The organism is Ignavigranum ruoffiae, assembly GCF_900110675.1.
In the GTDB taxonomy this organism is placed as follows: Bacteria; Bacillota; Bacilli; order Lactobacillales; family Aerococcaceae; genus Ignavigranum; species Ignavigranum ruoffiae.
Genome location: NZ_FOEN01000007.1, coordinates 37,128 through 63,515, shown reverse-complemented (window position 1 = coordinate 63,515; position 26,388 = coordinate 37,128). Strand labels below are relative to the sequence as shown.

Genomic DNA, 26,388 nt, shown 5'->3' with positions numbered 1-26,388 from the left:
TAACACATAAACTTCAGATAGATTGACCAGACTGCATGGCTGAAGATAATACCCTAAGCGTGGGAAACTTTTATAAGCAGATCAATCCTTATTTCAGCTTAGAAAAAGAAAACATCTGAATCTCCGCAAGAACAAGCGTCGTCATTCCAGCTAAACAGCCAGCTTTCACGGAAAAATACAGTGAAAAAGCTAACGAATCAATAAACATAGGCTGATTAACTAGCTAGATGAGCTATTCTCTTGTTCAATACAAAGAAACAGATGTTATTTTATAAGGATGAATGGTTGTATTTGTTCGAAAGGGCCAATCTGGTCCGTCAATGTATTATCTCAAATCTCGTGATATCGGCGAAATCAAATAGATTTCTTAGTGAATACTAAATTAAGCTTCAAATTGTTGCGCCAAACTTTGACTTGAAAAGGCTTGAGAGTCTTGACCCTTGGCGTCAACCCGACCGGCGACTTTCACTTGACCAATCTGAGCGCCTTCTTCCATAATCACAGTCGTTACTTGGTCTCCCTCACTGAGGATATCTCCTTCAACGATGAATTCGTCCAAAGCTCCCCCTTCCTTGAGTGAGAAGGCATAAGCCGGAAGATCAACATTCACCCCTTTGACTAGGGATTGACCTAGACTACCAAAGGTATGAATATTCCCGCGAATTCTTAAGCGATCTACTTTCTTAGAAATTTGAATCCCGACGGCCCCATCATTATGAGTCATAATATCAGAGAAAAGGCCTTCTTTGAGGTATCCATCATATTGGTTATAAGCACGTGCCCCAGTACCGTAGGTTTCAATGCTAGCATTGGCTTCAAAATAATCAACTTGACCGAAATTAACGAAGCCCACACCAGAAGGTCCATAAGAAACTACCTTGTCGTTAACGATCCATCGTTGAACTTTGCCCCAAGCATCAAGAACCATATCATTGACCCCATAGGTCATGGTCACACCATCATGGATAAGTTCGTCGACCAGCGCGCCGTATGAAATAAACATTCCTGCCGTGATATAATCAGCGACACCTTGAGGAAGCACTCCGGTAGAATAAATATCATTTACTTGTAGGCGGTCGACATGAACTTGACTACCTTGGTCGCCAAAGCCAGAAATAAAAACACCAGAACCCCAAACCGGTTGATCTGGTAAACCGATGGCCAACCCTTCAATACTCGCTTCAATCTGACTATCTTGGTTCGGATTGAAGTTATAAAGGGTAAAAGCCCCTTGCAAAACATTGACCCCATATTTTTGTGGTTGTTCCAGATAAGCCCGCGTATCCGTATTGATCACATGTACATCGTTCACTTTGACTGATGCTTTCAAGGTAGGCGCCCGGAAGATCAATGAGACTTGTCCATTAATCTTTAAATTCTCCAAAATAAGTTGACCGAAATCTTCTTCACTTTGTTGAGCTAATATTTGGATCGCTTTCTTATCTTGTCGAGTCATCAAAATCATATCTTTAATTTGGCTAGAACCACTAAGAATCAGCCCATCTGAATGGGAGAAGATTAATCGCGGCAGGCTCCCATCTTCTTGAGCCTTGGCAGAGATCGATACCTCAGGACTTAAATATAAAGGACTGGCCAAGGTCACTGAACGGGTTAACACAATCTCCGTCTTTCTCTCTCGAACAGCTTGCATTAATTCGGCACTTGAACTCACTTCGACCATTTTATCGCTCCTATCATATTGATTCATATTTTTAAGGCTAGTATTGATTAACATTTTAAATCTATTTCTTGATTACGCGAAAAGCTTTAACTAATAATGATTTACTTTTTGCTTAAACTACGCATCAACAAGCGAGCAACATAGTGACTGGACATCGGATTTTGTCCTGTAATTATTTGCCCATCTTTAAGGGCAAAAGGTGTAAAAGGAATGCCCCGACGGAAATTACAGCCGCGTTCGCGTGCAATCTGTTCGACATGGTAAGGCACAGCTTGGGCTTTACCCATTAACTTCTCCTCGCGAGTGGTAAAACCAGTCGCTCTTCTACCTTGGAGAAGATAGCTTCCATCTGAATTTTGTAAATTTAACAAGCCTGCTAAGCCATGACAGACTGAACAAAGATAACCCCCTCGTTGGTGGATTTCTTCAGCAACTTGCTTCAAAGCTGGATTATCCTTGAAATCTGCTAAGACCCCATGACCCCCTGTATAATAAATCGCTACATAATCTCGAGATTTAACTTGCGCTGGATTCAGCGAATAAGTTAAGGCCCGATCTTGAAATTGAACGGATTGATAACGATTTAAGGTTGATCGGTTGGTAAATAACCAGTGGAGACTCATTGGATCAATCGGCACCACCCCTCCTTTAGGGCTCATAAAATCTACCTCTAGTCCAGCTTGTTCAACTACATCGACGAAATCAGTCGCCTCGGCTAACCATAAACCGCTAGCATATTTGTGTGCTCGATCGTAATACTCAGAATTCGTTAAGACAACTAAGACCTTCAATCCAACCACCCCTCTTATTGACCTTGAATGACTCATAAATATTTGTATTGCTTAACTTAAGCCTAGCACAATTCAGCTTTGCTTTCTTACTTAAACGCTCAAAATATAAAGCGATATTTAAACAAAAAGTTTCTCTAGGGTCACAAATATCACAAATTATTTTTGGTTGAGATATTTAAGCCTATCAATGAAAAACATTCTCCATAAAAAAACTACCTAACAATCGGCACTGATTATCCAGCCTGTTAGGTAGAAATTTTTAAATTTAATGGTCACTATCGTTCAGTAGAACTTGTTTATTGCAAATCCTGTAGAGAGCCTACATATTATTCAAACGGATCAATTCTGCATCGCTTTAGCAATATCGATATTTACGAGCAGAACATTGACTGTTTCTTCACCTAAGATAGACAATAATTTCCCTTGCGTATGTTTCCGAATAATCTTTTCTATACTACTTTTAGCTAGACCTGATGCCTTGGCAATCCGGTCGACTTGAATTTCAGCGGCCGCTTTGGAAATATGTGGATCTAAACCTGATCCTGAAGCGGTCATTAAATCCGTCGGAATGTCTTCGACTTTAACTCCTGGGTTTTTGGCCAGAAATGTCTGCATATCTTGTTTAACCCGGTCAGCGAGTGCTGGATTGGATGGAGCGTAATTATCTGAACCCGATGCTAAGCCAGCAAACTCACTGCCATCGAGATAGGTTTGATTGCCCGCTGAATCTTCTCGATATACATTGTAGTGATAAGCCGATGGTCGACTCCAGAGGAAATAATCTTGACGAAACTCTTGGCCAACATTCTTCGCGCCAACATGCTGACCATCAAATTCTACTAAACTCCCCTTAGCTTGACTGGGGAATAACATAGCGCTCAATCCGGTCAAAATCATCGGAAAAATAAAGCCACAGAGAACAAGCATGACCAACGTTAATCTGAACCCTTGCGCTAAATCTTGCCAGAAAGATAATTGTTTTACTTTCATGAATCCGCCTCCTACATTCCTAATCCATTTAATAGTGGAGTAATCAAGATATCGATTAATTTAATCCCGATAAACGGGGTAATCACGCCACCCAGACCATAAATCATCATATTGCGAGCTAATAATTTAGCGGCAGACATAGGTCGATATTTAACACCCTTCATGGCTAGGGGAATTAAACAAGGAATAATTACGGCGTTAAAGATTAAAGCCGAGAGTATGGCACTTTGAGGGGTCGCTAGTTGCATGATATTTAGCACACCTAATTCAGGAATCGCTAGCATGAACATGGCTGGAATGATAGCGAAATATTTGGCAATATCATTGGCAATTGAGAAAGTTGTCAAACTTCCACGCGTAATCAATAATTGCTTACCAATTTCAACCACTTCCAGAATCTTGGTTGGATCAGAATCTAGATCGACCATATTAGCCGCCTCTTTCGCCGCAGTCGTACCACTATTCATGGCTAAACCAACATTAGCTTGGGCTAAAGCAGGGGCATCGTTCGTTCCATCCCCAGTCATCGCTACAATCTTGCCTTCAGCTTGTTCTTTCTTAATCACTTCTATCTTATCTTCAGGTTTACATTCAGCGATGAACCCATCGACGCCAGCTTCTTTAGCAATCGTAGCAGCGGTTAAAGGATTATCTCCGGTACACATAATCGTCTTAATTCCAATCGCCCGTAGGCGTTCGAACCGTTCTGCCATACCTTCTTTGACTGTATCTTTAAGGTAGATGACCCCAAGGATGCGATTGTTTTCACACATCACTAAAGGCGTTCCCCCTAAACTCGAAATATGTTCTACTTGACCGATTAAGTCACTTGGGACCTGCCCCCCTTGTTCTTTGACAAAAGATATGATGGCATCGACAGCACCTTTACGTAATTGACTCCCATCTGCTAAATCTACCCCGCTCATTCGAGTCTGAGCAGTGAAAGGAATAAATTCGACCCTATCCTCGATATGACTTTGGTCGCCTAATTTAATGGCCAAATCTAAGGTTGATTTCCCTTCCGGAGTTTCATCATGGCGACTCGTTAAGCTGGCACAGCGAAGTGCTGAAGATAAATCAACATCGCCGACGGGAATGATTTCAGCAGCTAAGCGATTTCCATAAGTAATCGTTCCGGTCTTATCAAGAATCATGGTATCAACATCGCCACAAGATTCTACAGCTTTCCCTGACATGGCGATGACATTAAATCGAGTGACTCGGTCCATTCCAGCAATCCCAATCGCGGATAAGAGTCCACCAATCGTCGTAGGAATCAGACAGACCGATAAAGCAATCAAGGTTGAAATAGGTAAAGTAATTCCTGAATATTGGGCCATTGGATATAAGGTTACAATCACAATAAGAAAGATAATGGTCAAAGATACTAACAGTGTGTTCAAGGCAATTTCGTTAGGCGTCTTCTTTCTTGAAGCCCCTTCTACCAGTGCAATCATCCGATCCAAGAAACTGTTCCCAGATTCTGAAGTAATTTGAATCTTCAACCAATCCGATACAACCGTCGTTCCCCCAGTTACCGATGAGAAATCACCGCCCGATTCACGGACAACTGGTGCGGATTCACCAGTAATCGCCGATTCGTCAACCGAAGCCACTCCTTCCAATACTTCACCATCACCTGGAATGACTTCGCCCACTCCGACTAAGACAAGATCACCTTTATTTAATTCACTAGAAAGAACGACTTCTTCAGTGCCATCTGCTAAGAGCCGTCGTGCCTTAGTATCTTGTTGGGTCTTCTTCAAACTGGCCGCCTGAGCCTTTCCTCGGCCTTCAGCAATAGATTCGGCAAAATTAGCAAATAATAAAGTCAGTAATAAAATCAAACACACAAACAAATTATAAGTCTGTGAATTCGCATCCACCCCTGTCTTAGAAAATAATTGGGGAAATACACTTAACAATAAACTAATCAAGAAACCAACTTCAACGACAAACATCACAGGATTCTTTGCCATATAGAGTGGATTTAGTTTCTTGACTGACCCCAGCAGGGCATCTTTCATTAAATCCTTAGTAAGCAACGATTGATTATCTCGCGCCATGGAATCTTCCTCCTCATCAAATAATCTTATAAAGTTAAATGCTCTGCAATTGGACCCAATACCAAAGCCGGAAAGAAGGTCAAAGCAGCAAAGATATAGACCACAAAGACTAAAATCAGCGCGAAACTAATTGTATCCGTTTCTAGACTTCCGACAGATTGATTCATGAAAGGTTTGCGCATTAAAGATCCAGCAATCGCTAATTGAATCACGATCGATAAATATCGCCCAAAGAACATTACCAAACCTGTCGTAATATTCCAAAATGGTGTATTATCGCCTAAGCCTTCAAAGCCAGAACCATTATTAGCCGCCGAAGAAGCATATTCATAAAGTATTTGCGATAGTCCATGGTAGCCTGGATTAGATAAGGCTTCTCTTCCCCAAGTCGTCCCAACGGCTAAAGCCGAAAAAGCTAGAATTAATAAGGGATGAATAATAATGGCTAAAGCGGTGAGCTTCATTTCTCGGCCTTCTATCTTCTTACCCAAATATTCAGGTGTACGGCCAATCATCAATCCGCAAATAAATACTGATAGGATGGCATACATAATCATATTCATTAATCCTACCCCTTTGCCCCCAAAGACCACATTTAGCATCATATGGAGCAGGGGAACCAAGCCACCCAGTGGGGTTAACGTATCATGCATATTATTAACAGTACCCGTCGTAAAGGAAGTCGTGGTGGTGGTAAATAAAGCGGATTGAGCAATACCAAAGCGAACTTCTTTGCCTTCCATACTTCTCATCGCCTGGCTCAAGCCGAGTCTTGCTAGGATCGGATTACCTTGATTTTCAGCCCAAACACAGAGAATTAGACCTAGGAAGAACAAGATACTCATGGCCGTAAAGATACTTCGACCTTGCGGACCAAAGAATCGGGCTGTGAGCCCCTTAACTCGATACTTTACTAGATTGAGTGGATTTGAAGGTTGGTTTCGTTCGACCAACATCTTGCCAAAGGTGATAACACAAGCGCCTGGTAAAAGCATCATTGAATAGAGTTCAATCAAATTAGAGAGAATAGTTGGATTCTCAATTGGCGTACTCGAATTGGCGCCCAGAAATCCACCCCCATTCGTTCCTAAGTGCTTGATAATCTCTAAAGCCGCTACCGGTCCCATTGCAATGACTTGTTTACTGCCTTCCAAGGTATCGACAATGATGTTTCCCGATAAGTTTTGCGGAACTCCTTGCCAGACCAAAAGTAGACCCCCGATTAAAGAGAATGGGAGTAATATTCGGCTGGTAATTCTAACCAAGCCGACATAGAAATTTCCCATATTATCCTTGGAATTACCGACAAGTCCACGGATAAAAGCCACACAAGCGGCATAACCACTAGCTGCTGAAACGAACATCATAAAGATAATGACCAACATCTGAGATAAGTAGGACAAACCACTTTCTCCAGCATAGTGTTGTAAATTCGTGTTGGTCATAAAGCTGATTACAGTATTAAATGATAAAGATGCTTCCATTGCCCCAATCTGATTCGGATTGAATAATCCTATACTTTGCCAACGTAGAATAAGATAGGTCAATAAGAGCATGATACCGTTGGTCTTGACCAAACTTAAAGCATATTGTTTCCAATTCATCGCCTGTTCTGGATGAATCCCCGCCAATTTATAAATAAATTGATCCAGTGGATTCAATAGCGGATCTAGTCGAGTCTCCTTCTGAAGCGTGACACGAAACATATAAGTCCCTACCGGAATTACCAAGATTAAATAAATCAATAAAGTCAGCAGAATCTGCCACATAAACTCACCTTCTTTGTCTTTTTAAAATTTATCTGGATGGACTAAAGCGTAAATCAAATAGATAAATAACAAGATAATAATTACTGAAAGTACAATCATAATCTGACTCCTTACTCTTTGTGTTCGATTTGTCCCTGACACCATTGAATTAATAAGATGACAGCGATAATAGACATCATTCCAATTAAAATCATTAGGATATCTAACATGGTTATTCCTCCTTCATCATTTCAAAACTTAGTGTACAGCAAAGCTTATAAAGTTGGTCTTAGTGCTTGAGCTCGGACATTAAGATTGCATAAAGATTAACTAAAATAAGAAAAAATCCGCATCAATCCACCGAATTAGATCATCCAAGATCTATTACGGTCAGAAAGACACGGATGTTATGAAAGCTGATAGCAAGGAGTGCTGGATTTCCCTAAAAATTTCATCAGTTCAATTTTATGTGATGAATAAACAAGAGGTCGCGTTTATATCTTGAGCTATGGGAATCATTGAAGTTGTTTAACTCGTCAGCTCTTTCATCATCAATAATTTATTGTTTTATCATTCGATAACCCACACCGATATGGGTTTGTATATAATTGGGATCTGAGGGGGTGGGTTCAATTTTCTTACGCAGGGTCGCCATAAATACGCGTAGAGACGGCACATCAGCACCGATACTACTTCCCCAGACTTCTTTAAGGATGAAATTATGGGTTAAGACTTTACCTGTATGTTTGGCCAATACCGTTAGTAATTTATATTCAATTGGCGTTAAATGGATTTCTTCACCATGCATATAAGCACACCCAGCTGCATAATCAATTTCTAAGTCGCCGTTTTGGTATAGGCTAGATGGCGCTTGCGTTAGCGTTGTTTCTGTTTGACTTCGTCTTAGAGCAACTCGTAAACGAGCAAGGAATTCTTCAATACTAAAGGGTTTGGTTAAATAATCATCGGCACCGGCATCCAGGGCTTCTACTTTGTCTTGGTCTTCGCTACGAGCACTAACCACAATAATTGGCACTTGGCTCCAACCGCGTACTTTGTGAATAATTTCCACCCCGTCCATATCAGGCAAACCTAAATCTAAAATAATGACATCTGCATTATAAGATACGGCATCTAACAAAGCCTCGGATCCAGTCTTAGCTGTATGATATTGATAGGCTTGCGTATCCAAAGTTGTTCGAATCAAATTTGTAATTGCAGGATCATCTTCAATGACTAATACTTTTGGTTTATACATTTTCTATATTCACCTCTTCTAAAGGAAGCGTAAAGGTAAAGACTGTCCCTTGGGGTTGATTATCTTTCACCCAAATTCTACCTCCATGGGCTTCCACAATAGACTTACAAAGACTTAAGCCCAACCCCAAGCCTCTACGACTATCCGACCGCCCTAAATCCGCTGTATAAAACATATCAAAAAGATGTTCTTTGGCCCGCAGCGGAATTCCTGGTCCATTATCCTTGACCTGAATCCATACCGAATGGGCTTTTCGTTCTGCCTTTAAATAAATTTCAGAGCCTTCTTGAGTATATTTAATCGCATTGTTCAATAAATTCACTAGCACTTGGACAATTAAGCGGCCGTCCATTCTTGCGACGAGAAGTTCATCGGGGAGTTCAACCTTTAAATGATGATTTGCTATCTTTCGGTCCACATGAGTCACCGCCTCATGGAAGACATCTTCTAATAATTCAGCATTGATGGCTAACTGCATGGTTCCATTATCAATTTTGGTTATTGAGAGCAAGTTTTCTGTCAGATTGACTAGCCACATCGCATCATCATAAATTGAAGTATAAAGTTCTTGCTTCTTACTCTCTGCTAAATGAATACTTTGATCCATTAATACAGAAGCATTGCCACTAATACTCGTTAAAGGGGTCCGCAAATCATGAGAGATCGATCGTAGGAGATTAGACCGCAGTCGCTCTCGTTGTGTCTCAATTTCAATGAATTGTTTTTCCTCGATCAGTCGTCGTCTTTCCAACATTAAACCACAGTCATTCAAAATGGAAACCATCAGGTTCTTCTCAAACATCGTTAAATCTGGATAATATTTGGTTGGAATACCGATGACTCCTAAGACCCCTTGAGTTCCCCGCACTGCCATGTATAGGTTCTGCGCATGCGATAAGGTGTTGGTGGTTGCACCAGCGTGCTTGTTGTTCTTAATCACCCAACTCGCAATCGCTAATTCGTCTTGAGTTAATTCACCAATCAGCTTGCCCATCCCAGGTCGGCTAGTCTCATGAAACTGCAAAGGCATATTGACTTTGGCCAAGCCATATAAGATGGGGCGCTTGAGGAGCTCAGTAATTTGACTTGCCGCTACTTGAAGAATCTCAGCTTCACTTTGGCCCTGAGCTAATTTCTGATTACTATTCATCAGAATCTCCATATGATAAGCTCGCTGAGCCGATTCTTGAGCCTGTTTCTTCACTCGGCTGGCCAATGTACTCGAAATCAAACTAGAAAATAACATAATCAGAAAGGTAACCGGATAATCAGGCGCGTTAGCCGCCAACGAAAACCGTGGAATCGTAAAGAAGTAATTAAAGCCAATCATACTTAATAAGGAAGCTAAGCCTCCATACCAATGCCCCCGAGTCCAGACAGCGGTTAATAATACTGCCAGAATATACACCGTAATAATATTGGCTTCCCGTAAACCAATTTGATAAAAACCAAAACTAATCACCGTGGCTAAAATATTTAAAGCAATGACTTTAAGAATATCCTCCCAAGAAAAAGCGAGCGATGTGTTATTAAACAGCTTATAATCTCTTGGCTGATTCATCTGGCTGTCGGGGATAATATATATGTCAATATCAGTTACTAATCGAGTTAACTTATCCGCCAAAGTTTTCTGGTCCATCAATAAACGATTGGGTTGATGGGTCCGTCCGAGCACGATTTTAGTAATGCCACTGACTCGAACATATTCGGCAATCTGAGTAGCTGGATCATCGCCATATACGGTAGAAATCTGAGCGCCAAGTTGTTCTGCTAAACGTAAATTAGCTCTTAGTTGTTTCAGTTCATTACTTTTTACAGCTTTGTGTTCTGAATCGTCCACATACAAAGCCGTAAAATGACTATGAAAGGCCTCAGCCATTCTGGCAGCTGTCCGGATCACTTTAGCATTACTCGGCGAACTTGAGATACAGACGAGGATATGTTCACTGGCCTTGACACTTTGTTCATTTCCCGCTCTTTGGGCATGGCGACTTAAATGATCGGCAGTTCGACGCATTGCGATTTCTCTTAAAGCGGTTAAATTCTCACGAGTAAAGAAGTGATCTAGGGCACGTGAAGCTTGAACCCGTTGGTAAATCTTACCCGACTTTAAGCGTTGGATTAAATCATCTGGTTCAATATCAACTAACTCAATTTGCTCAGCTGCATCGAAGACTGAATCAGGCACCCGTTCCGTCACGGCCACCTGAGTAACTGTGTCGACCACGTCTTTTAATGATTCAAGGTGTTGTATATTTAAGGTCGTATAAACATCAATCCCAGCGCGCAATAGCTCTTCAACATCTTGATATCGCTTGCTATGTCTTAAGCCCTGGGCATTAGAATGAGCTAATTCATCGACCAGAATAAGTTGCGGTTTACGCTCCAATGCTGCATCAAGATCGAATTCTTTCAAAGTCAAACCTCGATAGTTAATCTCTTGCGCTGGAATCGTCTCTAATCCTTCAAGTAAGCGCAAAGTATCCGGTCTAGTATGGGGCTCAATATAGCCAATCACGACATCAATGCCTTGGTCTTTGGCGCTATGAGCTGCTTCTAACATTCCATAGGTCTTACCTACTCCTGCGGCATAGCCACAGAATATCTTTAATTTCCCTTGCATCGATCCTGACTGATCAAGCTGATAATCCGATTTTAAATCTTTCACCATAAGCTCACCTTCTTTCGATTCTCCTAAGATTATTGTACTTTATCCGACCTTTTGACCTCGTAAAGACTAATACCATGACATTAAGATTGTATAAAGATTTTATCTTAATCTAATATTAATACCTTTGCTGATGCTTTAACACTATCTTTTTATTATTTGTCCTATACTAAAGACAAATAAAAAAGGAGGACTTATCATGCGCAACCAACATACTACCGTGCCAAAAGTGCATTTCTTAATCAGTCCAACAGAAACGCATAAATATACCTTAAAACCGTCCGTATCGCGGACAAGTTTCCAGCATGATCACCAATTGATTAATCATTTACAAGAGCACCCATGGTTATGGTGGATAGTGATTCTTGTGGGAATGCCTTTAGCCAGCCTCTTGGCTGTAGCTACCATGACTTCATTATTCAGTCTCTTTTTTGTTTTCTTCGATTCTCTCAGTTAACCATTCGCGATTTTCTTATTTCAACATCATTAAGACAAAAAAAGACAAGATAAGCAAGTTGCAACACTTATCTTGTCTTTATTTTTTTGATGTTAACCTAGGACACTAATCAGACAGGCTTCTTCACAGACTAAACTTTTCTTTAAATCTTTCATGAATAACTTTTGTTGATTCCGTATAAAACTGCCGACGAAAGGTATTAAATATAACTTCTTAGCAACAACTTCTTCAGTAAAATCAAGGGTGGTATTATCACCTTGCTTATAGAATTTCCCCGTCCATTTACCTTTTAAATAACGATTATCAATCTCAAACTCCCATAATTTATATTTCACAACTTGACAGGTTGTCATCGTAGTTTCGATGCCATTCTTACTAACTTCTACAAAATGCTTATCATCGATAATCCTTGTTGAACTTAAATCACTACGCCATTGATAATTCGCAACATCAGTCACTTGTTGCCATACCCGATCGATCGGGCACAATAAAGTGACCTTGATATTTGCCTTAGCCATTGTTGCCCCCTACAAACCTTTCTATATTATATTCATGAGAATTTCCCTTAAATTATTTCATTTCTCAATCTACTTTCATTATAACATAGATTCGCGATTATAATTTTAAGAAAAGATATTATTTGGATTAAAAAACTTGAGAGAATGAATTCAGATTTTAATTCCTTGAAATACAACCGAGAATATTTATTAAGATTAAATATATACTACATTGAGGCGATATCAATGGTGCCATTGACTACCATAACAATGGTGATTAATGTCAATACGAGAATAGCCAGCGCACCGATTAATTCATACTTGTTAAACATCTTCTTATTATTCTGCTTACAAGCTAGCATATAGAACAGCATACAAGGAGCAAATAAGAATGTGGTGACCAGAATATACTCAATCCCTGAAGCATTAATACAATACCCCATATAAATCGTTGAAATAATTCCTAAAATAACATTCTTTGATAAACCACCTTCCCATTTGTAGGATAGTTTAGCTTGACTCAAGGAGACGAAGAAATATGGCACTAACATGGTACTGGATGCAAGTAAAGCCATGAAGTTATAGGCTGACTGATTGACTAATAAAGACAGGAAGAAGAATTGAATGATTCCGTTGGAAATCAACAATGCATTAACTGGGGCTTTATATTTATTCTCTTTTTCAAAGATTTTCGGGAATATACCTTCTTTGGCCGCTTGGAAACAGATTTCCCCACTAAACATGATACAAGCAAACCAACATCCAATCGCAGAAATGGCCACACCAATATTAATTAAAGCAGCTCCCCAAGGACCGACCACACTTTCTAAGACATAGGCCATGGCTGGTTTGCCCAAGGTAGCCAACTCTCCTTGGCTCATTACTGCGAAACTCAATACAGTAGTTAACAAATAGATCGCCGTAATAATTGCAAAAGAGAGAATCACTGAACGTCCTACTGTAGCTTTATCTTTAGCACGAGCAGAATAAACGATAGAACCTTCCACACCCACAAAGACCCAAACCGCTGAAATCATTGCTCCTTTAATTTGCGGTCCGACCAGTCCCCAATCAAAACCTTGATTCATTGTTCCCCAGAAATCAGCAGTAAACATATCAAAGTTAAAAGCGATTAATAATGCGACCACGAAGATTGCCAGAGGGACCAATTTAGCAATCATAATCAAACCGTTAATTTTAGACGCGAAATCAGAACCACGTAAAATAGTAAAGTGCATTATCCATAAAAGAATGGAAGCCCCGATGACCGCCCAAATCGTCTGACCATCTCCAAAGGCCGGGATAAAATAACCTAGGGCACTGAGAGCTAATGAACCTAGAGCCACGTTCCCCAATACAATGGACAACCAATAACCAATAGCAGAATTAAAACCAACAAAATCTCCAAAGCCCTCCTTGGCATAACTATAAATTCCAGCATCCAACTCAGGTAATTTGTTGTTTAAATTTTCTAAACATAGGACAAAAATGCCCATTCCCATCCCAGATAGAACTAAGGATACGATCATTGGTCCGACAGCAGCTGACTTAGCCATATCAGACATCAAGTTGAAGATACCGCCACCGACGACAGAAGTTACAGTCAAGGCAACGAGGCCCCATAAACCTACTTTCTTTTCTTTTGTTTCCATTGTTCTACTCCTTTATTATAAATTATATGTATTGCTTATAGATGTATTCTGAACTTGATGCCAGTAATAAATTTTCATACTGTAAGGTGAATTTTATTGTATCTCCCAATTTATAATTTTTTTCAGATTCAGTAATATCTACGATAGTATGGTCACTTGAACCGCCTTTTACTACAATATTCTGATCTATGGGAATCAATTTGGTCATGTCGCCAATGTCTTGCCGTCCCATTGCTAAGAGAGCCCGATCTCTTCGGCCGATATCTTCGTACACTGGTCGATTGCCGAAAGCATCTACTGAAATCGTACCAATCGGATGACTTGGTTTATTATGGATCTCAATAATTTCACCTTCTAAAATAAATACATCCCCATACATCTGATCAAAATGATAGTCAAAATATAATTCCATATCTCTTAAATAAATGCCGTCACCAATCCGCAGATGATTGATTCCCTTTGGCATGGTTTTGTTTAAGACTAATGGCACGGAGGTCGTAGCACCTCCAGAAATCCAATCTAGCGATCGACCGATCTGCTCTTCAATAATGCGCGCATTCTCAATTAATTGGCCTAAATTTTCTTGATCTGGTTCTATCGAACCATAACATCCTAAATTAGTTCCGATGCCTTTTAGATAAAGATTGGGACATTTGTTCTCTACATAAACCGCTGCCTGAATCAGTTCTTCTTGCTCAAAAAATCCTTCACGCAAATCACCAAGATCATTCATCAAGACGACTTCGTGATGTTTGTTTTTTCTCTGACAAAGTTCGTTTAATGCAGTTAATGTTTCTATTTCAGAATTCAGACTGCAATCTGCAACTTCAATCAATTCATCGAGTTCACTTAACATGGGAATTCTTAAGGCTAAAGTATGGACCGACGAATCCATCTTTTTAATCCTTTCAAGTTGACAAAGTCTTGATGAAGCTAAGTGTTTCATCCCAGCCTGGATAAAATTTTCTATAATCTCGGGTATACCATTAGTACCCTTAACTACTCCACTAACTACGATTCCATAATCTTGACACACCTTCATCATGGTTTGAATATTTGATTGTAATTTCTTAGTATCAATGAGTAAACGAGGATATGGTCCCTTAGTCATGATTCTCCCTCCCTGGATGTTCATTGTTACCGCTTTCAAATAGATGATATGTAAAAATAAAGGGCAGCATCCACTATCAAACTCATTGCGAATCCTACCCTACACCATTCAAATTTATATTATTTTCTTAGAAACGTAATGAAAGACAAGACAAGCCACCATCAATTTTGCGATATTCCGAAGTGTCAACTACTAAAGTTTTATATCCTAAGTCTTCAATCTTTGCCTTAATATTTGGATAACCTTCTGGCACAATCACTGTTCCATTTACCCAGATACAGTTAGCCCCATAAGCCTCATCCATTTCCACTTCAAGTTTATTAAAATCTTTAAAGCATTCTTTGGTCGTAAATTCTCCGCAGACAATTAAATTATTATTTTCTAAATAAGCAAGTCCAGTTTTTAAATGGAGCATAGTGTCCAATTTGACGGTTTCTCCGGACATTCCATATTTTTCTAGAATTGCAATCATTTGGTCGGCTCCTTCTTGATTAGTCCGATCAGACAAACCAATGTAATAATGATCGCCAACCATCATAATATCTCCAGCCTCAATCGTCCCAGGAGCTTCTATTTTCTCGATATTGTCGTAGAATTTTCTAAGTGCTTGGTGCATATCTTCTAAAGCGGCTTCTTCGCGCCGGGTTTCAGCACCAGGACGAGTGATGATAGCACATTTTGGTGTACATAAAGCCACGTCCTCAACAAAGCAAGCATCCGGAAATTCATCTTTAGGTTCTAATACTGTTACATTCACACCACATTTAGTTAGAGCGCTTACATAATTTTCATGTTGAACTAATGCTTTTTCGTAAATCGGTTTTCCTTCGTTAGCACTGGTCAAGCCTTCAGAGATTGATTTACTTGGTACACGAACGATAACATTTTTGAACATAACACCACTCCTTTATGATTTCTTATCTAAAGTATATTGTATACAATGTTTTTTGTCAATAGCTACTCGATTGTCAGAAAGAAAAATATATACTACAATATTTTTTATAAACGATGGAGGTGCTAGTTATCAATTCTAAAGATAAAGTCTATGAGTATATTTCCCAACAAATTACTGAAGGAAATATTCTCCCTAATGAACGCATTACTGAACAATCGCTGGCAGAAGCGACAGGTCTTAGCCGTACACCAATACGAGAAGCCTTATTACACCTAGCTGCTTTAGAGATTATTGAACATACGCCAAATAAAGGATTTAAACTAGTCAACTATACGCTCAAAGATCTTGAAGAAGTTTATCAACTAATTGGTGTATTAGACGGAAAATCGGCTCAATTAGCCGCACCTTTCTTGACCGAAGAAGATTATTCTTTAATGCAATTCCATATCGATACGATGTATTCAGCAATAGCGAATGGTCTGTATATAAAATACAACGAGATTCAGGAAGCTTTTCATGATATCTATATAAATAAGGCACAAAATCGACGATTAATTAAAGAAATTCATCAGCAAAAACAATTTTTAATCGCTAAAGCCTTTAGTAAATCCGATCCTAATAATTTGAAAGATATTTTGAATAAAACCAACGACGAACATCAAGTCATTTTAAATCTGTTTAAGGAAAATAATTTGTGTGAACTGCGTCGTTATTTAGAAGAAGTCCATTGGCGAATTGAAAATGCCCGTTATGATCTTTGGTAAAATATAAAGAAAAAATACCCCTTAAAACTTAGGAGAACCTTCTCAAGGCCATAAGTTTTAAGGGATATTTATATGTAGGTAGCAGATTATAATTAGAATCTTAATGAAAGACAGGTTAAGCTACCGTCTATTTTCTTAAATTCATCGGTATTGACAACTTTAACGGGATAACCTTTACTTTCAATATAAGCTTGTGTTTTCGGATGTCCAGCTGGTACTAAAACCGTTCCATTTATGTATAAACTATTTATAGCATAGAGTTCCTCATCTTCAACGACATGCCGGTCGAATTTTTGGAAATCCTCAACCTTATTCATGGTTGGACTTACCAACATATTATTATTTTCTAAGTAAATGGCGAAATCTTTTAGATGAAGTCCTTCAGTTACAGGAACGGTTGAAGAAGTATAACCGAATTTGCTGACAATGTCATTAAATTGTTTAGCCCCTTCTTCATTGGTTCGATCGGAAAGTCCGACGAAGAAATGTTTGTCAACCTGCATTACATCGCCACCCTCCATGGTTCCGGGTGCTTCAATATGAAAAATTTGATCATCTTTGTAATATTTCTTAATCGCATCCATGATCTCAAATTTTTCACCGTTTCTTGATTCTCGAGGTGAATTGGTGATAATAGCACATTCCTTCATCACTACGGCAGGATCTTCAACAAAACATGAATCTGGGTATTCTTCCAATGCTTCCAAAACCAAAACATCCAGACCTAATTCTTCCAGAGCTTTCACATAACCTGCATGTTGCTTTACAGCATCCTCATATATCGGGGCATCATCACTAAACATTCCCGTAGTAATCCCCTCTAACATTGATTTACTTGGTTTACGCACGATAGCCTTATCAAAAGTCAGCATGAAACATCCTCCTAATAAATTATTTAAGCGTTTACGCGCTTTCATTGTTATTATATAGTATACAATATGCAAAGTAAACTTAATTTATTAAGAAAATTGACGAGAACTGTTATATTAAGGTAAATCACATAAAATTAATGTATACAACTTTTATTTGTTAAATCGTAATTCAAACAATTCCTCTTCCACCTGTTGAAAGCCTTGCTTCATAAACATCTGTCGACTGCGTTCATTAAACGAATAAATTCTAGCAAATACTTTGGCCATATTTTTATCTTGGGCCCGCTGAACCATTGCTTGAATGCATCTACTTCCAATTCCTCGTCCTTGGAATTCCTTGCAAATCACAATAGCAAGCTCACCAGAATCTTGTAACGAACAGTCCCCGACTAACTTGCCCCGATATTTCACATAGAAACAATCTCCATGTTGATCCAGATAGTGATACATCGCCTTGAGTCGATCTATATCATAAACTTGATCAATATTATCGACCATTTTGCAGGTTTCTTTGTCTTGGTACCAGACTAGAGCCTCTGCTTCATTGGCATAATATGGAAGTAAGCTTAATTCATGATTAATTTCAATCACTGTCATTTTATTCTCCTTTTAGTTGTAAATCTTAAATGCTTGGTCATAGCGCATGGTGCCCGATAGTGTCATAGCGGCTGAATCTAATTTTAAGGCCATAAAATATTCCTTGGCTACTTCAAAAGGAGAATTTATACCGAACTGATCGGCAGGTCGATAACCAAAGCGCTGATAATAGGCTGGATTGCCCAACACAATCGAATATGGAAACGAAAGTTTACGCGCAATTTGATGGCCTTGACGGACCAATTGTGAACTGATACCCTCAGATAGGACAGCTAAAGGAGCCAAAATAAATATTTTTACTTAACCATTAGGACCCTCATCTTCTGCAAAAGCAAGACTTAAAACATCTTTTTATCTTAGCTAAAGCATCTATTTTAGCACACAAATGGTTATAGTTTTCCTCTTATGTCGGTTTGGTTAATATATCCCACCAAGTAATAAATCTAGAAAAATCTGAGAACCTATGCTTTTATAACCTTGGAAAAAAGTTTTATTGAGTTTGTCCCGAGATAAAGATTCAAAATATCTTTATTTTGATTATTATTAATATACTACCTATGTTAAAATATAACTAGTTAATTCGCTCACTATTTTTTGAAAGGGCTCACCATGCTTATTTGCTTATTTAGGAGGAACGAATGAGAAAGAAGATATTATGGTCAATCTTGGCTGTCATTGGGTTACTTTTCGTAGGCTTTTCGGTCTATATTTCGATACAGGTAGCTGACGGCACGACTCATTTAGTCGAGCGTGAAGATACCTACGAAAATTCATTGACTTATTTAAAAGAACATGACTTTGATTTGGATCAATTTAAGAAAGAGCACAAGATGATATTTTCAAAAATAACTTCTTCAGCTTTTGGCCATAAAATTCCCTTGCTTGAGGTCAAGACAAGCGCCCCATCTAATGGAGCCGTCATCATGGTCCATGGCCTTGGGGGCAGCAAGGAGAGTATCCTACCTATTAGTCAAATGTTTCTAGACTTAGGTTATGATGTTTACGCTTATGACCAACGCAATTCTGGCGAAAATATGGCTGAGACTAACACCTTTGGCGTATTAGAAAGTAAAGACTTAGAAGATGTTACTCATCGGGTCGCCAAGTCATTAGATTCCAATCAAACACTGATATTATGGGGAGAATCATTCGGTGGAGCAACAGTCGGTCTAGGAGCCAAAAATTTAAGTAAAGAGGTCGATTATCTCATTCTAGATAGTCCGGTTGCTGATGGTGAAGCCATGACTCGGCAAGAACTTAACAGTATTTCAGAAGAGACAGGCCTTCCTCTAGATTACATGCTAACATTAGGTGATTGGAATCTCCGCATTAGCCAAGGCTTCTCATTAGCTGACAGTAAGGTCACCGAACAGATTAAAGAGGTTCCCACCCCACTGTTAATCGTTCACTCCAAAACCGATGAAGTGGTGCCTTATACCATGGGTCAAGAAGTTTTTCAGGCTAGCCCGGCAAAACACAAAAAGTTTATCTCGGTAAATCAAGGGGAACATGCTTCTCTCTTCTATGAACAAACGGATCTGTATCGTCAATCGATTGAACAGTTTCTAAATCAAACTTCTGATTGACTCATCATAAAATAACAAACAAAAAACATCCATCCTGACAAGCTCGATGACTTGCCCAGGATGGATGTTTTATTGTACTTTTAAACAGTGTAATCCAAATCAGGACCCAGTGGCACGATTTGATTAGGGTTAATGGTTGGATGGCTCATATAATAGTGACGCTTGATATGATCAAAATTAACCGTCTCGCTGACACCCGGATAATTATACAGACGCTTAGTATAGTTCCATAGGTTTGGGTAATCCGTTAAATGTTTCAGATTACATTTGAAATGGCCAAAATATACCGGTTCAAAACGAATTAAAGTGGTGAACAAACGCCAGTCCGCTTCAGTAAGTGTATTTCCTACTAAATAATCTTGATCGATAAGCCGTTCTTCTAATTTATCTAGGGTGGTAAATAAGTTGCGAACTTCTGCTTCATAAACTTCTTGTTTAGTGGCAAATCCAGCCTTATAAACCCCATTGTTCACATTGTGGTAGACTAACTCATTAATTTCATCAATTTCTTCACGCAATTCTTCTGGATAATAGTCGCCTTCTTTAGCCCCTAAGTCATCAAAGGCTGAGTTAAACATGCGAATGATATCAGCCGATTCATTGGAAACGATGCGATCTTGTTTCTTGTCGAATAAGACTGGCACAGTTACCCGTCCCGTATACTTAGGATCATCGTTTAAGTATACTTGATATAAATAATCAAATTGATGTACTGTATCTGGAATCACACCGTCCCCTTCTTCAAAGGTCCAGCCGTTTTCGCCCATATAAGGGTGGACCACCGATAGAGAAATAATATCTTCCAATCCCTTGATTTTCCGGAAAATTAAAGCACGAGAAGCCCAAGGACACGCATAAGATACGTATAGGTGATAGCGATCTTTCTCTGCTTTAAAGCCCCCTTCACCCGTTGGTCCCGGACTACCATCCTTAGTGATCCAATTACGAAATTGAGTTTGAGTTCTGACAAAATGTCCTTTAGATTTCTTGGTATCGTACCATTTGTCTTGCCAAACACCATCCACTAAAAGTCCCATTCAAATTCCTCCTTAATGTGTATGAATTACCTCAATCCGCCTACTTAATGTCGATTACTGTTCTGCCAACATCTTGCCAACAACATAACCTTGAGTGTAATTGTGACCTAAATTCAAACCACCAATTGAAAGAGGATAATCAATCGAGCCGTAGAAATTACCCGCTAGGTTACCAATCGCATAAACTCCCTCAATCGGTTGATCATGAACATCAAGGACCTGATTATATTCATTAACCACAATACCGGAACAACCTTGAGTAAAGCGAACATGACGGTGGGTTCCATAATATGGTGGCGTATCAATGGCTGAAAGATGTTCTGGAGCAACACCAAAGTCGACATCTTTACCTGCTTCAACTAATTCATTATACCGTTGGACGGTTTCTTTGAAGGTTTCGACATCAGTGATCTGTAATTTTTCAGCAAGTTCTTCGAGACTATTGGCCTTAAAAGTTGCAATCTGATCAACTAGGACCCCTTTCTTCTCGCCGGGCTCTTCAGGCATATAATTCTTCAGTTCAGCTTTATCTGGAATTTTCTTGGCCCAATCCTTCGCTTTTCCAGATAGGCATCGTCGAAGATCTGTGCATAATGGCCACCTTCGGCTAAGGTATAACAGTTCATGTATTCCATCTTAACTTCTTCATTGACGAAACGAGTTCCATCGAGTTTCACCCGTAAGAATGGTAAGGACATCATTGCACTCGGTCCAGAATCCATATCATGAACCATCTTGGTATGACCTACATTTTCCATTCGGCCGCCGATACCGATTAACATTTTATGACCATCGCCTGTACAGCCCGTCTTCTTCTTCTCAAAATGGGCCACATCTGGTAAATACTGCTGCATCATGGCTGGGTCATTCTGATAATCACCCGTACCTAAGATGACTCCCTTACTGGCATAAAATTTTTGATAGCCATCGACCGTTCGGGCAATCACGCCGGTTACTCGTCCTTGTTCCTTAATCAATCGTACAGCAGGTGCATTATAATAAATATCAACGCCTTGTTGCTGGGCTAGTTGACAAAGGGCAATCATGGCGTCGCCGACATCATTAGGTTTAGGGCCGACAAGCAAGGTAACAAATTGTAAATCTAAGTCTTCTTCCTCAATCAATCCTTGTTGCGGTCCATTCCCTAGTTCATTCACATGAACGCCAGCTTCTTTCATCTTGTCGTACAGCCATAACAAAGCGTTGTCTGAGTGTTTCACATAGGATTCAATCAAACCCCGTTTAGATCGATCATCATTGTCAGTCATCATTCGTTTGACTAATTTTTGAACGGCAACGGGATCAGAATGATCTACATCAATTCCTGCACTAATGTGACCACAGGCAGAGGCATGGCGTTCCTTTTGGATAATGGCTACCTTTGCCCCACTTTCAGCAGCTGCTAGGGCGGCTGGCACACCTGGTGACCCTGCTCCAATCACAACAATGTCATAATCAAGGACTGCTTCAATTTTCTCTAAGACCATTGAAATATTCCTTCTTTCTATTGAGTCCAAAAGCTGTGCTGATATTTCGAAATCTAAGCTTTACATCTCTATTTTATCATAGATTAGAATGTCTACAAGGAATATCACTTATGGCTGCAGAGAAAAAGCTACAAAAACATTTATGATTTTGTATGTAAATCTAATAATTTAATCCCTAATCCCAATTTGCTGAAGTAATGCAATTTAAGGATATGTTATGAACAAATTAAGCAAGCACCTCACTCAATAGGATCTAATTTTAGGCGGACGATAATTTATGATAAAATTTTCCATCCGCGAAAGGCTATTGTCAATCATAATCTGATCACGATCAGCTTGGTTCAAGAAACCTTCACTTACCATATGATCAAATAGATAACTTAAATGATTGTAATAACCAGCAATATTATAAAGAATACAAGGTTTATTATTCTGTCCTATCCGCGCCCATGAGATGACCTCAGATATTTCCTCTAAGGTTCCAGGACCTCCAGGCAAAGCAATAAAGGCATCAGCCAGATGGATCATTTTAAGCTTTCGCTCAGTCATATTTTCTACTAGAAATAAGTCGGTCAGTCGATTATGAGCGATTTCACGTTCTTTTAGGAATGACGGCATCACACCTATAGCCTGACCACCATCGTTTAATATGGTATCGGCCATCACCCCCATCAGACCAACATTCCCACCACCATAAATTAACGTGTGATTATTTTGAGCCATCCATTTGGCCAATTCCTGAGCTTTTTCTTGATAAACTTGATGATTCCCTACGCTTGCTCCACAATATACGGTAATATTCATTGATCAAACCTTTTTTCTAGTTTATTTTTATGGGCAACCATGATCTCTTCTAAAGAAATTTGATACTTATCAGCTAAAATAAAGATATTATCCAAGACATCCCCTAATTTTTCTTTGATATCGGCTAGATTCTCAACCTGTGAAGGGACTTCTTCATCAGGTCGGTCACGACCGATCTCATATTTACGAATGGCTTGGGCTAATTCGCCTACCTCTTCCGTCAAAAAATTGCTCCGAATAAAAGGATTATATTGATACCAGTGGCGCTCCTAATAAAATTCACTGACCCAAGCTTGATAATTCTTAATATCCATTAATTCAATCACCTCTACTACTTTTCAGACAATGCAGAGAACACTGTCTGAACTATTGTAACATAAGAACTTTTTTCATCTAGTATCTTGATGATCAACTATATTTCGCCATCTGAATATGTTTTTATTCATTAAAAAATCCCTATTTTATTCCTAACTTATAACTAAATCGAGTTAAGAATATAAATAGGGATATATGAATTCCGTAGGTAAATTTAAGATTTATTTTTCAATCACATAAGTATGGATTAAGTTGGTTTCACGATTATCTAAATCTTCGCCAATCACTTCATACATTTTATATGTAATCTTATCGGCGGTCACATCAACCACTGCATAGTGTTGGATATTTCCTTCACGGGCATTGGAGTGGCCGTCGGTATAGAATGGTGAACGGAAGGGTTGATCTTCAGTAACAAATAATTCGCGGAAAGCTTTGATATCATCTTCAGTGACTTCGTAATCCATCAATTCAGCGAAAGTCTCATGAATATCTTCATTCTCTTTTAACCATTCAAAGGATTGATTCTTATAAATCGCATCATAGTTCTTCGTTCCGGCTGTGTCAGGCACGATATTAATTGTTCCTTCCGGAGAGCTATAAGTTGTTACATTATCCTTGGTAACCCCTTCAGTAGCTACACTGGCTTTAACGAAACTCTTCTCATCGTATTTCAATGCATGGGTGGCTGTAACATTATGGTCATGACCATTTAAGACTAAATCGACATCATATTGGTCTAAGATAGCCATTAACTCATCGCGAACTAATTGAACTTTCTCATCTTCTAAAGAGTGATAAGAAGCTGATACCAGCGGACGGTGATAATTAACAATAATCCAATTAATTTCACCCTTATCTCGTGCTTCTTGAGCTGCCTTAAGTTCTTCTTCAAACCAAGTCATTTGTTCCTCAGAAATCATTGGTGATGCATCTTCTTCTGACTCCATATCATTTTCTGTATTGAGGGTAATGAATTGAACACCATTATAACGTGTTGAATAAGCCACACCAGATTTCATATCTTCAATTTCATTGGGGGTATAAATATGTTGTTGGAAATCTTCATTGTCATGATTACCTGTTACGAATAGATGAGGCATGGTTTGATTTAATTCACTTAAAGCGGTCAAGGTTAAATTCCACTCAGTATCATTGTAATCATCATTAACCACGTCACCCGTATGGATAGCAAAGCTGGCTCCTTGAGCCTCCTCATTAGCTAAAATTGAATCCATAGTAGATTTAGAATAATATGCCTCTGAACGTTGATTTTGAGAAGCGAACGCATTTTGTGTGTCGGTATAGTGGACGAAAGTAAAATCTTTAGCTTCAGCTTGGGCAGTAGTAAAGCTAGCTTCTTCTGACAATTCACCTTCTTTGTTGCCTACAGCATAATGATAAACCGTTGCTGGTTTTAAATCTTCTGCCACTGCTTTATAAGCTGTTTCATTAAATTTAGCATAAGGCACTGGCACGGAATATTCTTCATAGCCTTTATCCAACCATAATAAATTATCCTTGCTAAAAGCTTCATCGGTGAAGTAACCTAAAACTTTATCAGCTTGATCAAGGGGTTGAAATGGATCATCAAGATCGGTTAAAGGTTCATCTTCCTCTTCGTCCCACATAATCGCATAGACGAAATGTCCATCATCGGTTTGTTGTACATAATAAGCATCTTCAATCACTGAGATCTCTGGCGTTATTTCGACCGCCTCATCAATACTTTGACCCTCTTCCCAAAGATACAAACGCGCTTCTTTGTCTTCATCCGTCGTATGCCATTGGAAATACATTGAGGTCGCTGGATCTTCACTTAGATTCGTGGTGATACGATTCGGCTTGTTATTAACAGGCGCCTCGGTCTTAGCAGGATTCTCCTCAAGAACTTCAGCTTTCTCGCCACCGATGGTGACAGAAATGACCTTGCCTTGATCATCCTTCTCAATGCCATCATTCTCTGAGAAGGCTTCAGGCGTTAATTTTGGATCCTTAGCCTTTTCCTCATTATGGGCTAAAGTTTCCTCAGCTACTGATTGAGCAAACACCGGAACACTAACACCAGCTAATAAATTCGATACCAATACAGTCGTTAATACCGCTTTCTTTAAAGATTTCATCGACTTCTCCTTTACAAAGATATTGTAAACTCAGTTACAATGTTCAGTATAACTGAGTAGTGTAAATCTTCTGTAAAGGTTCGGTAAAGATTGAGTAAATTCCAAAATGTCTTTCAACATTAAAAATCAAAACTCGTACGTGGGAGTTGAACTAAGGTGTTGATGCCGTGTTTCTCACAATATTGAACTAATTCGAAAAGAACCTGATCGGTATGCTCGGCAAGCTGAGGCATTGCTTTAGTCGGCTTAGCCAAAGATACAAAAAAATTATCCCAATGAATGGGAATCACTAAACTGGCTTGGGTCTGGCCGATGGTTTGATCAAAATATGCCTCTTTTTCCTCGGGTTTCATCTTGGTAATTCCGGCTAAAGCCAAGAACAAGAGGTCAGCAGTCCAACCCTTTAGATTTCCTTCAATATAATTACAGCTTGGATGAATTAAATACGACTTCTTACCATGTTGAATATAAAAATCAAACGAGCCTCCTTCTTTATAGGCCCGAACACGATTAGGTTGGCTCAGCGGTTCTTCGATTTCTTGGCCTAAATCATCATTAAAAGGAATTGGTTTGGAATGAATCGAGGGAATTATGCGAATCTGATAATCCCCTATTTGATAAGCTTGATCAGCCTGGAAAGTCTCTAATTGGCTGTCAGCAAGGCCCGCGCCCTACGTTAATTGTTGAAGGACTGCCATATAACTTTGCCCCGGTTATTTGAGCCAGATAAGGCGCATCAAGTACATGGTCGTAATGTGAATGAGATACAAAGATTGCTTTCAAACGACTGAAATCATGCTTTTCTATCATCTCTTGAATGATTTCATGATCAACTTTCAACTTGGTAAACAGGGCTTGACCGATCGATGGACGGCTAAAATGGGCATCAAATAGAATCTGATCCCTACCATCATCAAACAACAAAGTGGTCGTGCCAAAACTGGTAATCTTCAACGAGTTCACTCCTTTTTTGTCATTTGCATAGTTAT

General features: G+C 39.2%; 25 protein-coding genes and 1 pseudogene. 3 read left to right on the top strand and 23 right to left on the bottom strand.

Going from position 1 to position 26,388, the window contains the following annotated elements:
- Positions 1-382 precede the first annotated feature (382 nt).
- From BMX34_RS06620 to BMX34_RS06585, 8 genes are all read right to left on the bottom strand, one after another.
- Positions 383-1,681 carry a hypothetical protein gene (locus BMX34_RS06620; RefSeq protein WP_092572024.1) on the bottom strand — a complete coding sequence of 433 codons (1,299 nt, stop codon included), beginning with the start codon at positions 1,679-1,681 and terminating at the stop codon, positions 383-385.
- Positions 1,682-1,782: 101 nt separating this feature from the next.
- Positions 1,783-2,472 carry a type 1 glutamine amidotransferase domain-containing protein gene (locus BMX34_RS06615; RefSeq protein WP_234971692.1) on the bottom strand — a complete coding sequence of 230 codons (690 nt, stop codon included), beginning with the start codon at positions 2,470-2,472 and terminating at the stop codon, positions 1,783-1,785.
- Between the two features lie 339 nt (positions 2,473-2,811).
- Positions 2,812-3,462, bottom strand: coding sequence for a K(+)-transporting ATPase subunit C (kdpC, locus tag BMX34_RS06610; RefSeq protein ID WP_092572020.1), 651 nt, complete (start codon positions 3,460-3,462; stop codon positions 2,812-2,814).
- 11 nt (positions 3,463-3,473) lie between these two features.
- Complete coding sequence (gene kdpB / locus BMX34_RS06605; protein WP_092572017.1) at positions 3,474-5,528, bottom strand: potassium-transporting ATPase subunit KdpB; 2,055 nt, start codon at positions 5,526-5,528, stop codon at positions 3,474-3,476.
- 26 nt (positions 5,529-5,554) lie between these two features.
- Positions 5,555-7,297 (bottom strand): potassium-transporting ATPase subunit KdpA, encoded by a 1,743-nt coding sequence (locus BMX34_RS06600; RefSeq protein ID WP_092572015.1) that lies wholly within the window; start codon positions 7,295-7,297, stop codon positions 5,555-5,557.
- A gap of 21 nt (positions 7,298-7,318) precedes the next feature.
- Positions 7,319-7,396 carry a K(+)-transporting ATPase subunit F gene (gene kdpF / locus BMX34_RS09995; protein WP_412457636.1) on the bottom strand — a complete coding sequence of 26 codons (78 nt, stop codon included), beginning with the start codon at positions 7,394-7,396 and terminating at the stop codon, positions 7,319-7,321.
- Between the two features lie 439 nt (positions 7,397-7,835).
- On the bottom strand, positions 7,836-8,534 hold the full coding sequence (locus BMX34_RS06590; protein ID WP_092572011.1) for a response regulator: 699 nt from the start codon (positions 8,532-8,534) through the stop codon (positions 7,836-7,838).
- Positions 8,527-11,205, bottom strand: a complete 2,679-nt coding sequence (locus BMX34_RS06585) for a sensor histidine kinase (protein ID WP_092572009.1) — start codon at positions 11,203-11,205, stop codon at positions 8,527-8,529. The genes BMX34_RS06590 and BMX34_RS06585 overlap by 8 nt, the downstream gene beginning before the upstream one ends.
- A 196-nt stretch (positions 11,206-11,401) precedes the next feature.
- Here BMX34_RS06585 and BMX34_RS06580 point away from each other — a divergent pair, with 196 nt between their 5' ends.
- Positions 11,402-11,659, top strand: a complete 258-nt coding sequence (locus BMX34_RS06580) for a hypothetical protein (RefSeq protein WP_092572008.1) — start codon at positions 11,402-11,404, stop codon at positions 11,657-11,659.
- A gap of 92 nt (positions 11,660-11,751) precedes the next feature.
- Here BMX34_RS06580 and BMX34_RS06575 read toward each other — a convergent pair whose 3' ends face one another.
- The 4 genes from BMX34_RS06575 to BMX34_RS06560 all read right to left on the bottom strand — a co-directional run bounded on the left by BMX34_RS06575 (position 11,752) and on the right by BMX34_RS06560 (position 15,814).
- Positions 11,752-12,177: an SRPBCC family protein gene (locus BMX34_RS06575; protein ID WP_092572006.1), complete on the bottom strand. Its 426-nt coding sequence runs from the start codon at positions 12,175-12,177 to the stop codon at positions 11,752-11,754.
- A gap of 206 nt (positions 12,178-12,383) precedes the next feature.
- Positions 12,384-13,808: a basic amino acid/polyamine antiporter gene (locus tag BMX34_RS06570; RefSeq protein WP_092572004.1), complete on the bottom strand. Its 1,425-nt coding sequence runs from the start codon at positions 13,806-13,808 to the stop codon at positions 12,384-12,386.
- Between the two features lie 22 nt (positions 13,809-13,830).
- Complete coding sequence (locus BMX34_RS06565) at positions 13,831-14,919, bottom strand: alanine/ornithine racemase family PLP-dependent enzyme (protein ID WP_092572003.1); 1,089 nt, start codon at positions 14,917-14,919, stop codon at positions 13,831-13,833.
- 127 nt (positions 14,920-15,046) lie between these two features.
- Positions 15,047-15,814: a dimethylarginine dimethylaminohydrolase family protein gene (locus tag BMX34_RS06560; protein ID WP_092572001.1), complete on the bottom strand. Its 768-nt coding sequence runs from the start codon at positions 15,812-15,814 to the stop codon at positions 15,047-15,049.
- 119 nt (positions 15,815-15,933) lie between these two features.
- On the opposite strand from BMX34_RS06560, the gene BMX34_RS06555 reads away from it, so the two are divergent.
- A complete protein-coding gene (locus BMX34_RS06555) occupies positions 15,934-16,578 on the top strand; it encodes a GntR family transcriptional regulator (protein WP_159428875.1) in 645 nt (214 codons plus the stop codon).
- A 92-nt stretch (positions 16,579-16,670) separates the two neighbouring features.
- Here the strand turns inward: BMX34_RS06555 and BMX34_RS06550 are convergent, their stop codons facing one another.
- The 3 genes from BMX34_RS06550 to BMX34_RS06540 form a co-directional block, all read right to left on the bottom strand.
- A complete protein-coding gene (locus BMX34_RS06550) occupies positions 16,671-17,450 on the bottom strand; it encodes a dimethylarginine dimethylaminohydrolase family protein (protein ID WP_092571997.1) in 780 nt (259 codons plus the stop codon).
- Between the two features lie 150 nt (positions 17,451-17,600).
- Positions 17,601-18,047: a GNAT family N-acetyltransferase gene (locus BMX34_RS06545; protein ID WP_092571994.1), complete on the bottom strand. Its 447-nt coding sequence runs from the start codon at positions 18,045-18,047 to the stop codon at positions 17,601-17,603.
- A 12-nt stretch (positions 18,048-18,059) separates the two neighbouring features.
- Positions 18,060-18,290, bottom strand: coding sequence for a hypothetical protein (locus BMX34_RS06540; RefSeq protein WP_143440739.1), 231 nt, complete (start codon positions 18,288-18,290; stop codon positions 18,060-18,062).
- Between the two features lie 395 nt (positions 18,291-18,685).
- Between BMX34_RS06540 and BMX34_RS06535 the strand changes: the two genes are divergently transcribed.
- Complete coding sequence (locus tag BMX34_RS06535) at positions 18,686-19,633, top strand: alpha/beta hydrolase (RefSeq protein ID WP_092571990.1); 948 nt, start codon at positions 18,686-18,688, stop codon at positions 19,631-19,633.
- Positions 19,634-19,713: 80 nt separating this feature from the next.
- On the opposite strand, the gene BMX34_RS06530 is transcribed toward BMX34_RS06535, so the two are convergent.
- The 8 genes and pseudogenes from BMX34_RS06530 to BMX34_RS06495 form a co-directional block, all read right to left on the bottom strand.
- Positions 19,714-20,670, bottom strand: a complete 957-nt coding sequence (locus tag BMX34_RS06530; RefSeq protein WP_092571988.1) for a glutathione S-transferase family protein — start codon at positions 20,668-20,670, stop codon at positions 19,714-19,716.
- 54 nt (positions 20,671-20,724) lie between these two features.
- Positions 20,725-21,177, bottom strand: a complete 453-nt coding sequence (locus BMX34_RS06525; RefSeq protein ID WP_092571985.1) for an FAD-binding protein — start codon at positions 21,175-21,177, stop codon at positions 20,725-20,727.
- Between the two features lie 8 nt (positions 21,178-21,185).
- Positions 21,186-22,157: an FAD-dependent oxidoreductase gene (locus tag BMX34_RS06520; RefSeq protein WP_092571983.1), complete on the bottom strand. Its 972-nt coding sequence runs from the start codon at positions 22,155-22,157 to the stop codon at positions 21,186-21,188.
- Between the two features lie 243 nt (positions 22,158-22,400).
- Positions 22,401-22,961, bottom strand: a complete 561-nt coding sequence (locus BMX34_RS06515; RefSeq protein ID WP_092571981.1) for an LOG family protein — start codon at positions 22,959-22,961, stop codon at positions 22,401-22,403.
- Positions 22,958-23,275: pseudogene (locus tag BMX34_RS06510) on the bottom strand (MazG nucleotide pyrophosphohydrolase domain-containing protein). The gene BMX34_RS06515 and the pseudogene BMX34_RS06510 overlap by 4 nt, the downstream one beginning before the upstream one ends.
- Positions 23,276-23,497: 222 nt before the next feature.
- A complete protein-coding gene (locus BMX34_RS06505) occupies positions 23,498-25,399 on the bottom strand; it encodes a purple acid phosphatase family protein (protein WP_092571979.1) in 1,902 nt (633 codons plus the stop codon).
- 119 nt (positions 25,400-25,518) lie between these two features.
- Positions 25,519-25,752, bottom strand: a complete 234-nt coding sequence (locus BMX34_RS06500; RefSeq protein ID WP_143440738.1) for a hypothetical protein — start codon at positions 25,750-25,752, stop codon at positions 25,519-25,521.
- Positions 25,753-26,053: 301 nt separating this feature from the next.
- On the bottom strand, positions 26,054-26,353 hold the full coding sequence (locus BMX34_RS06495; RefSeq protein ID WP_159428874.1) for an MBL fold metallo-hydrolase: 300 nt from the start codon (positions 26,351-26,353) through the stop codon (positions 26,054-26,056).
- Positions 26,354-26,388 lie beyond the last annotated feature (35 nt).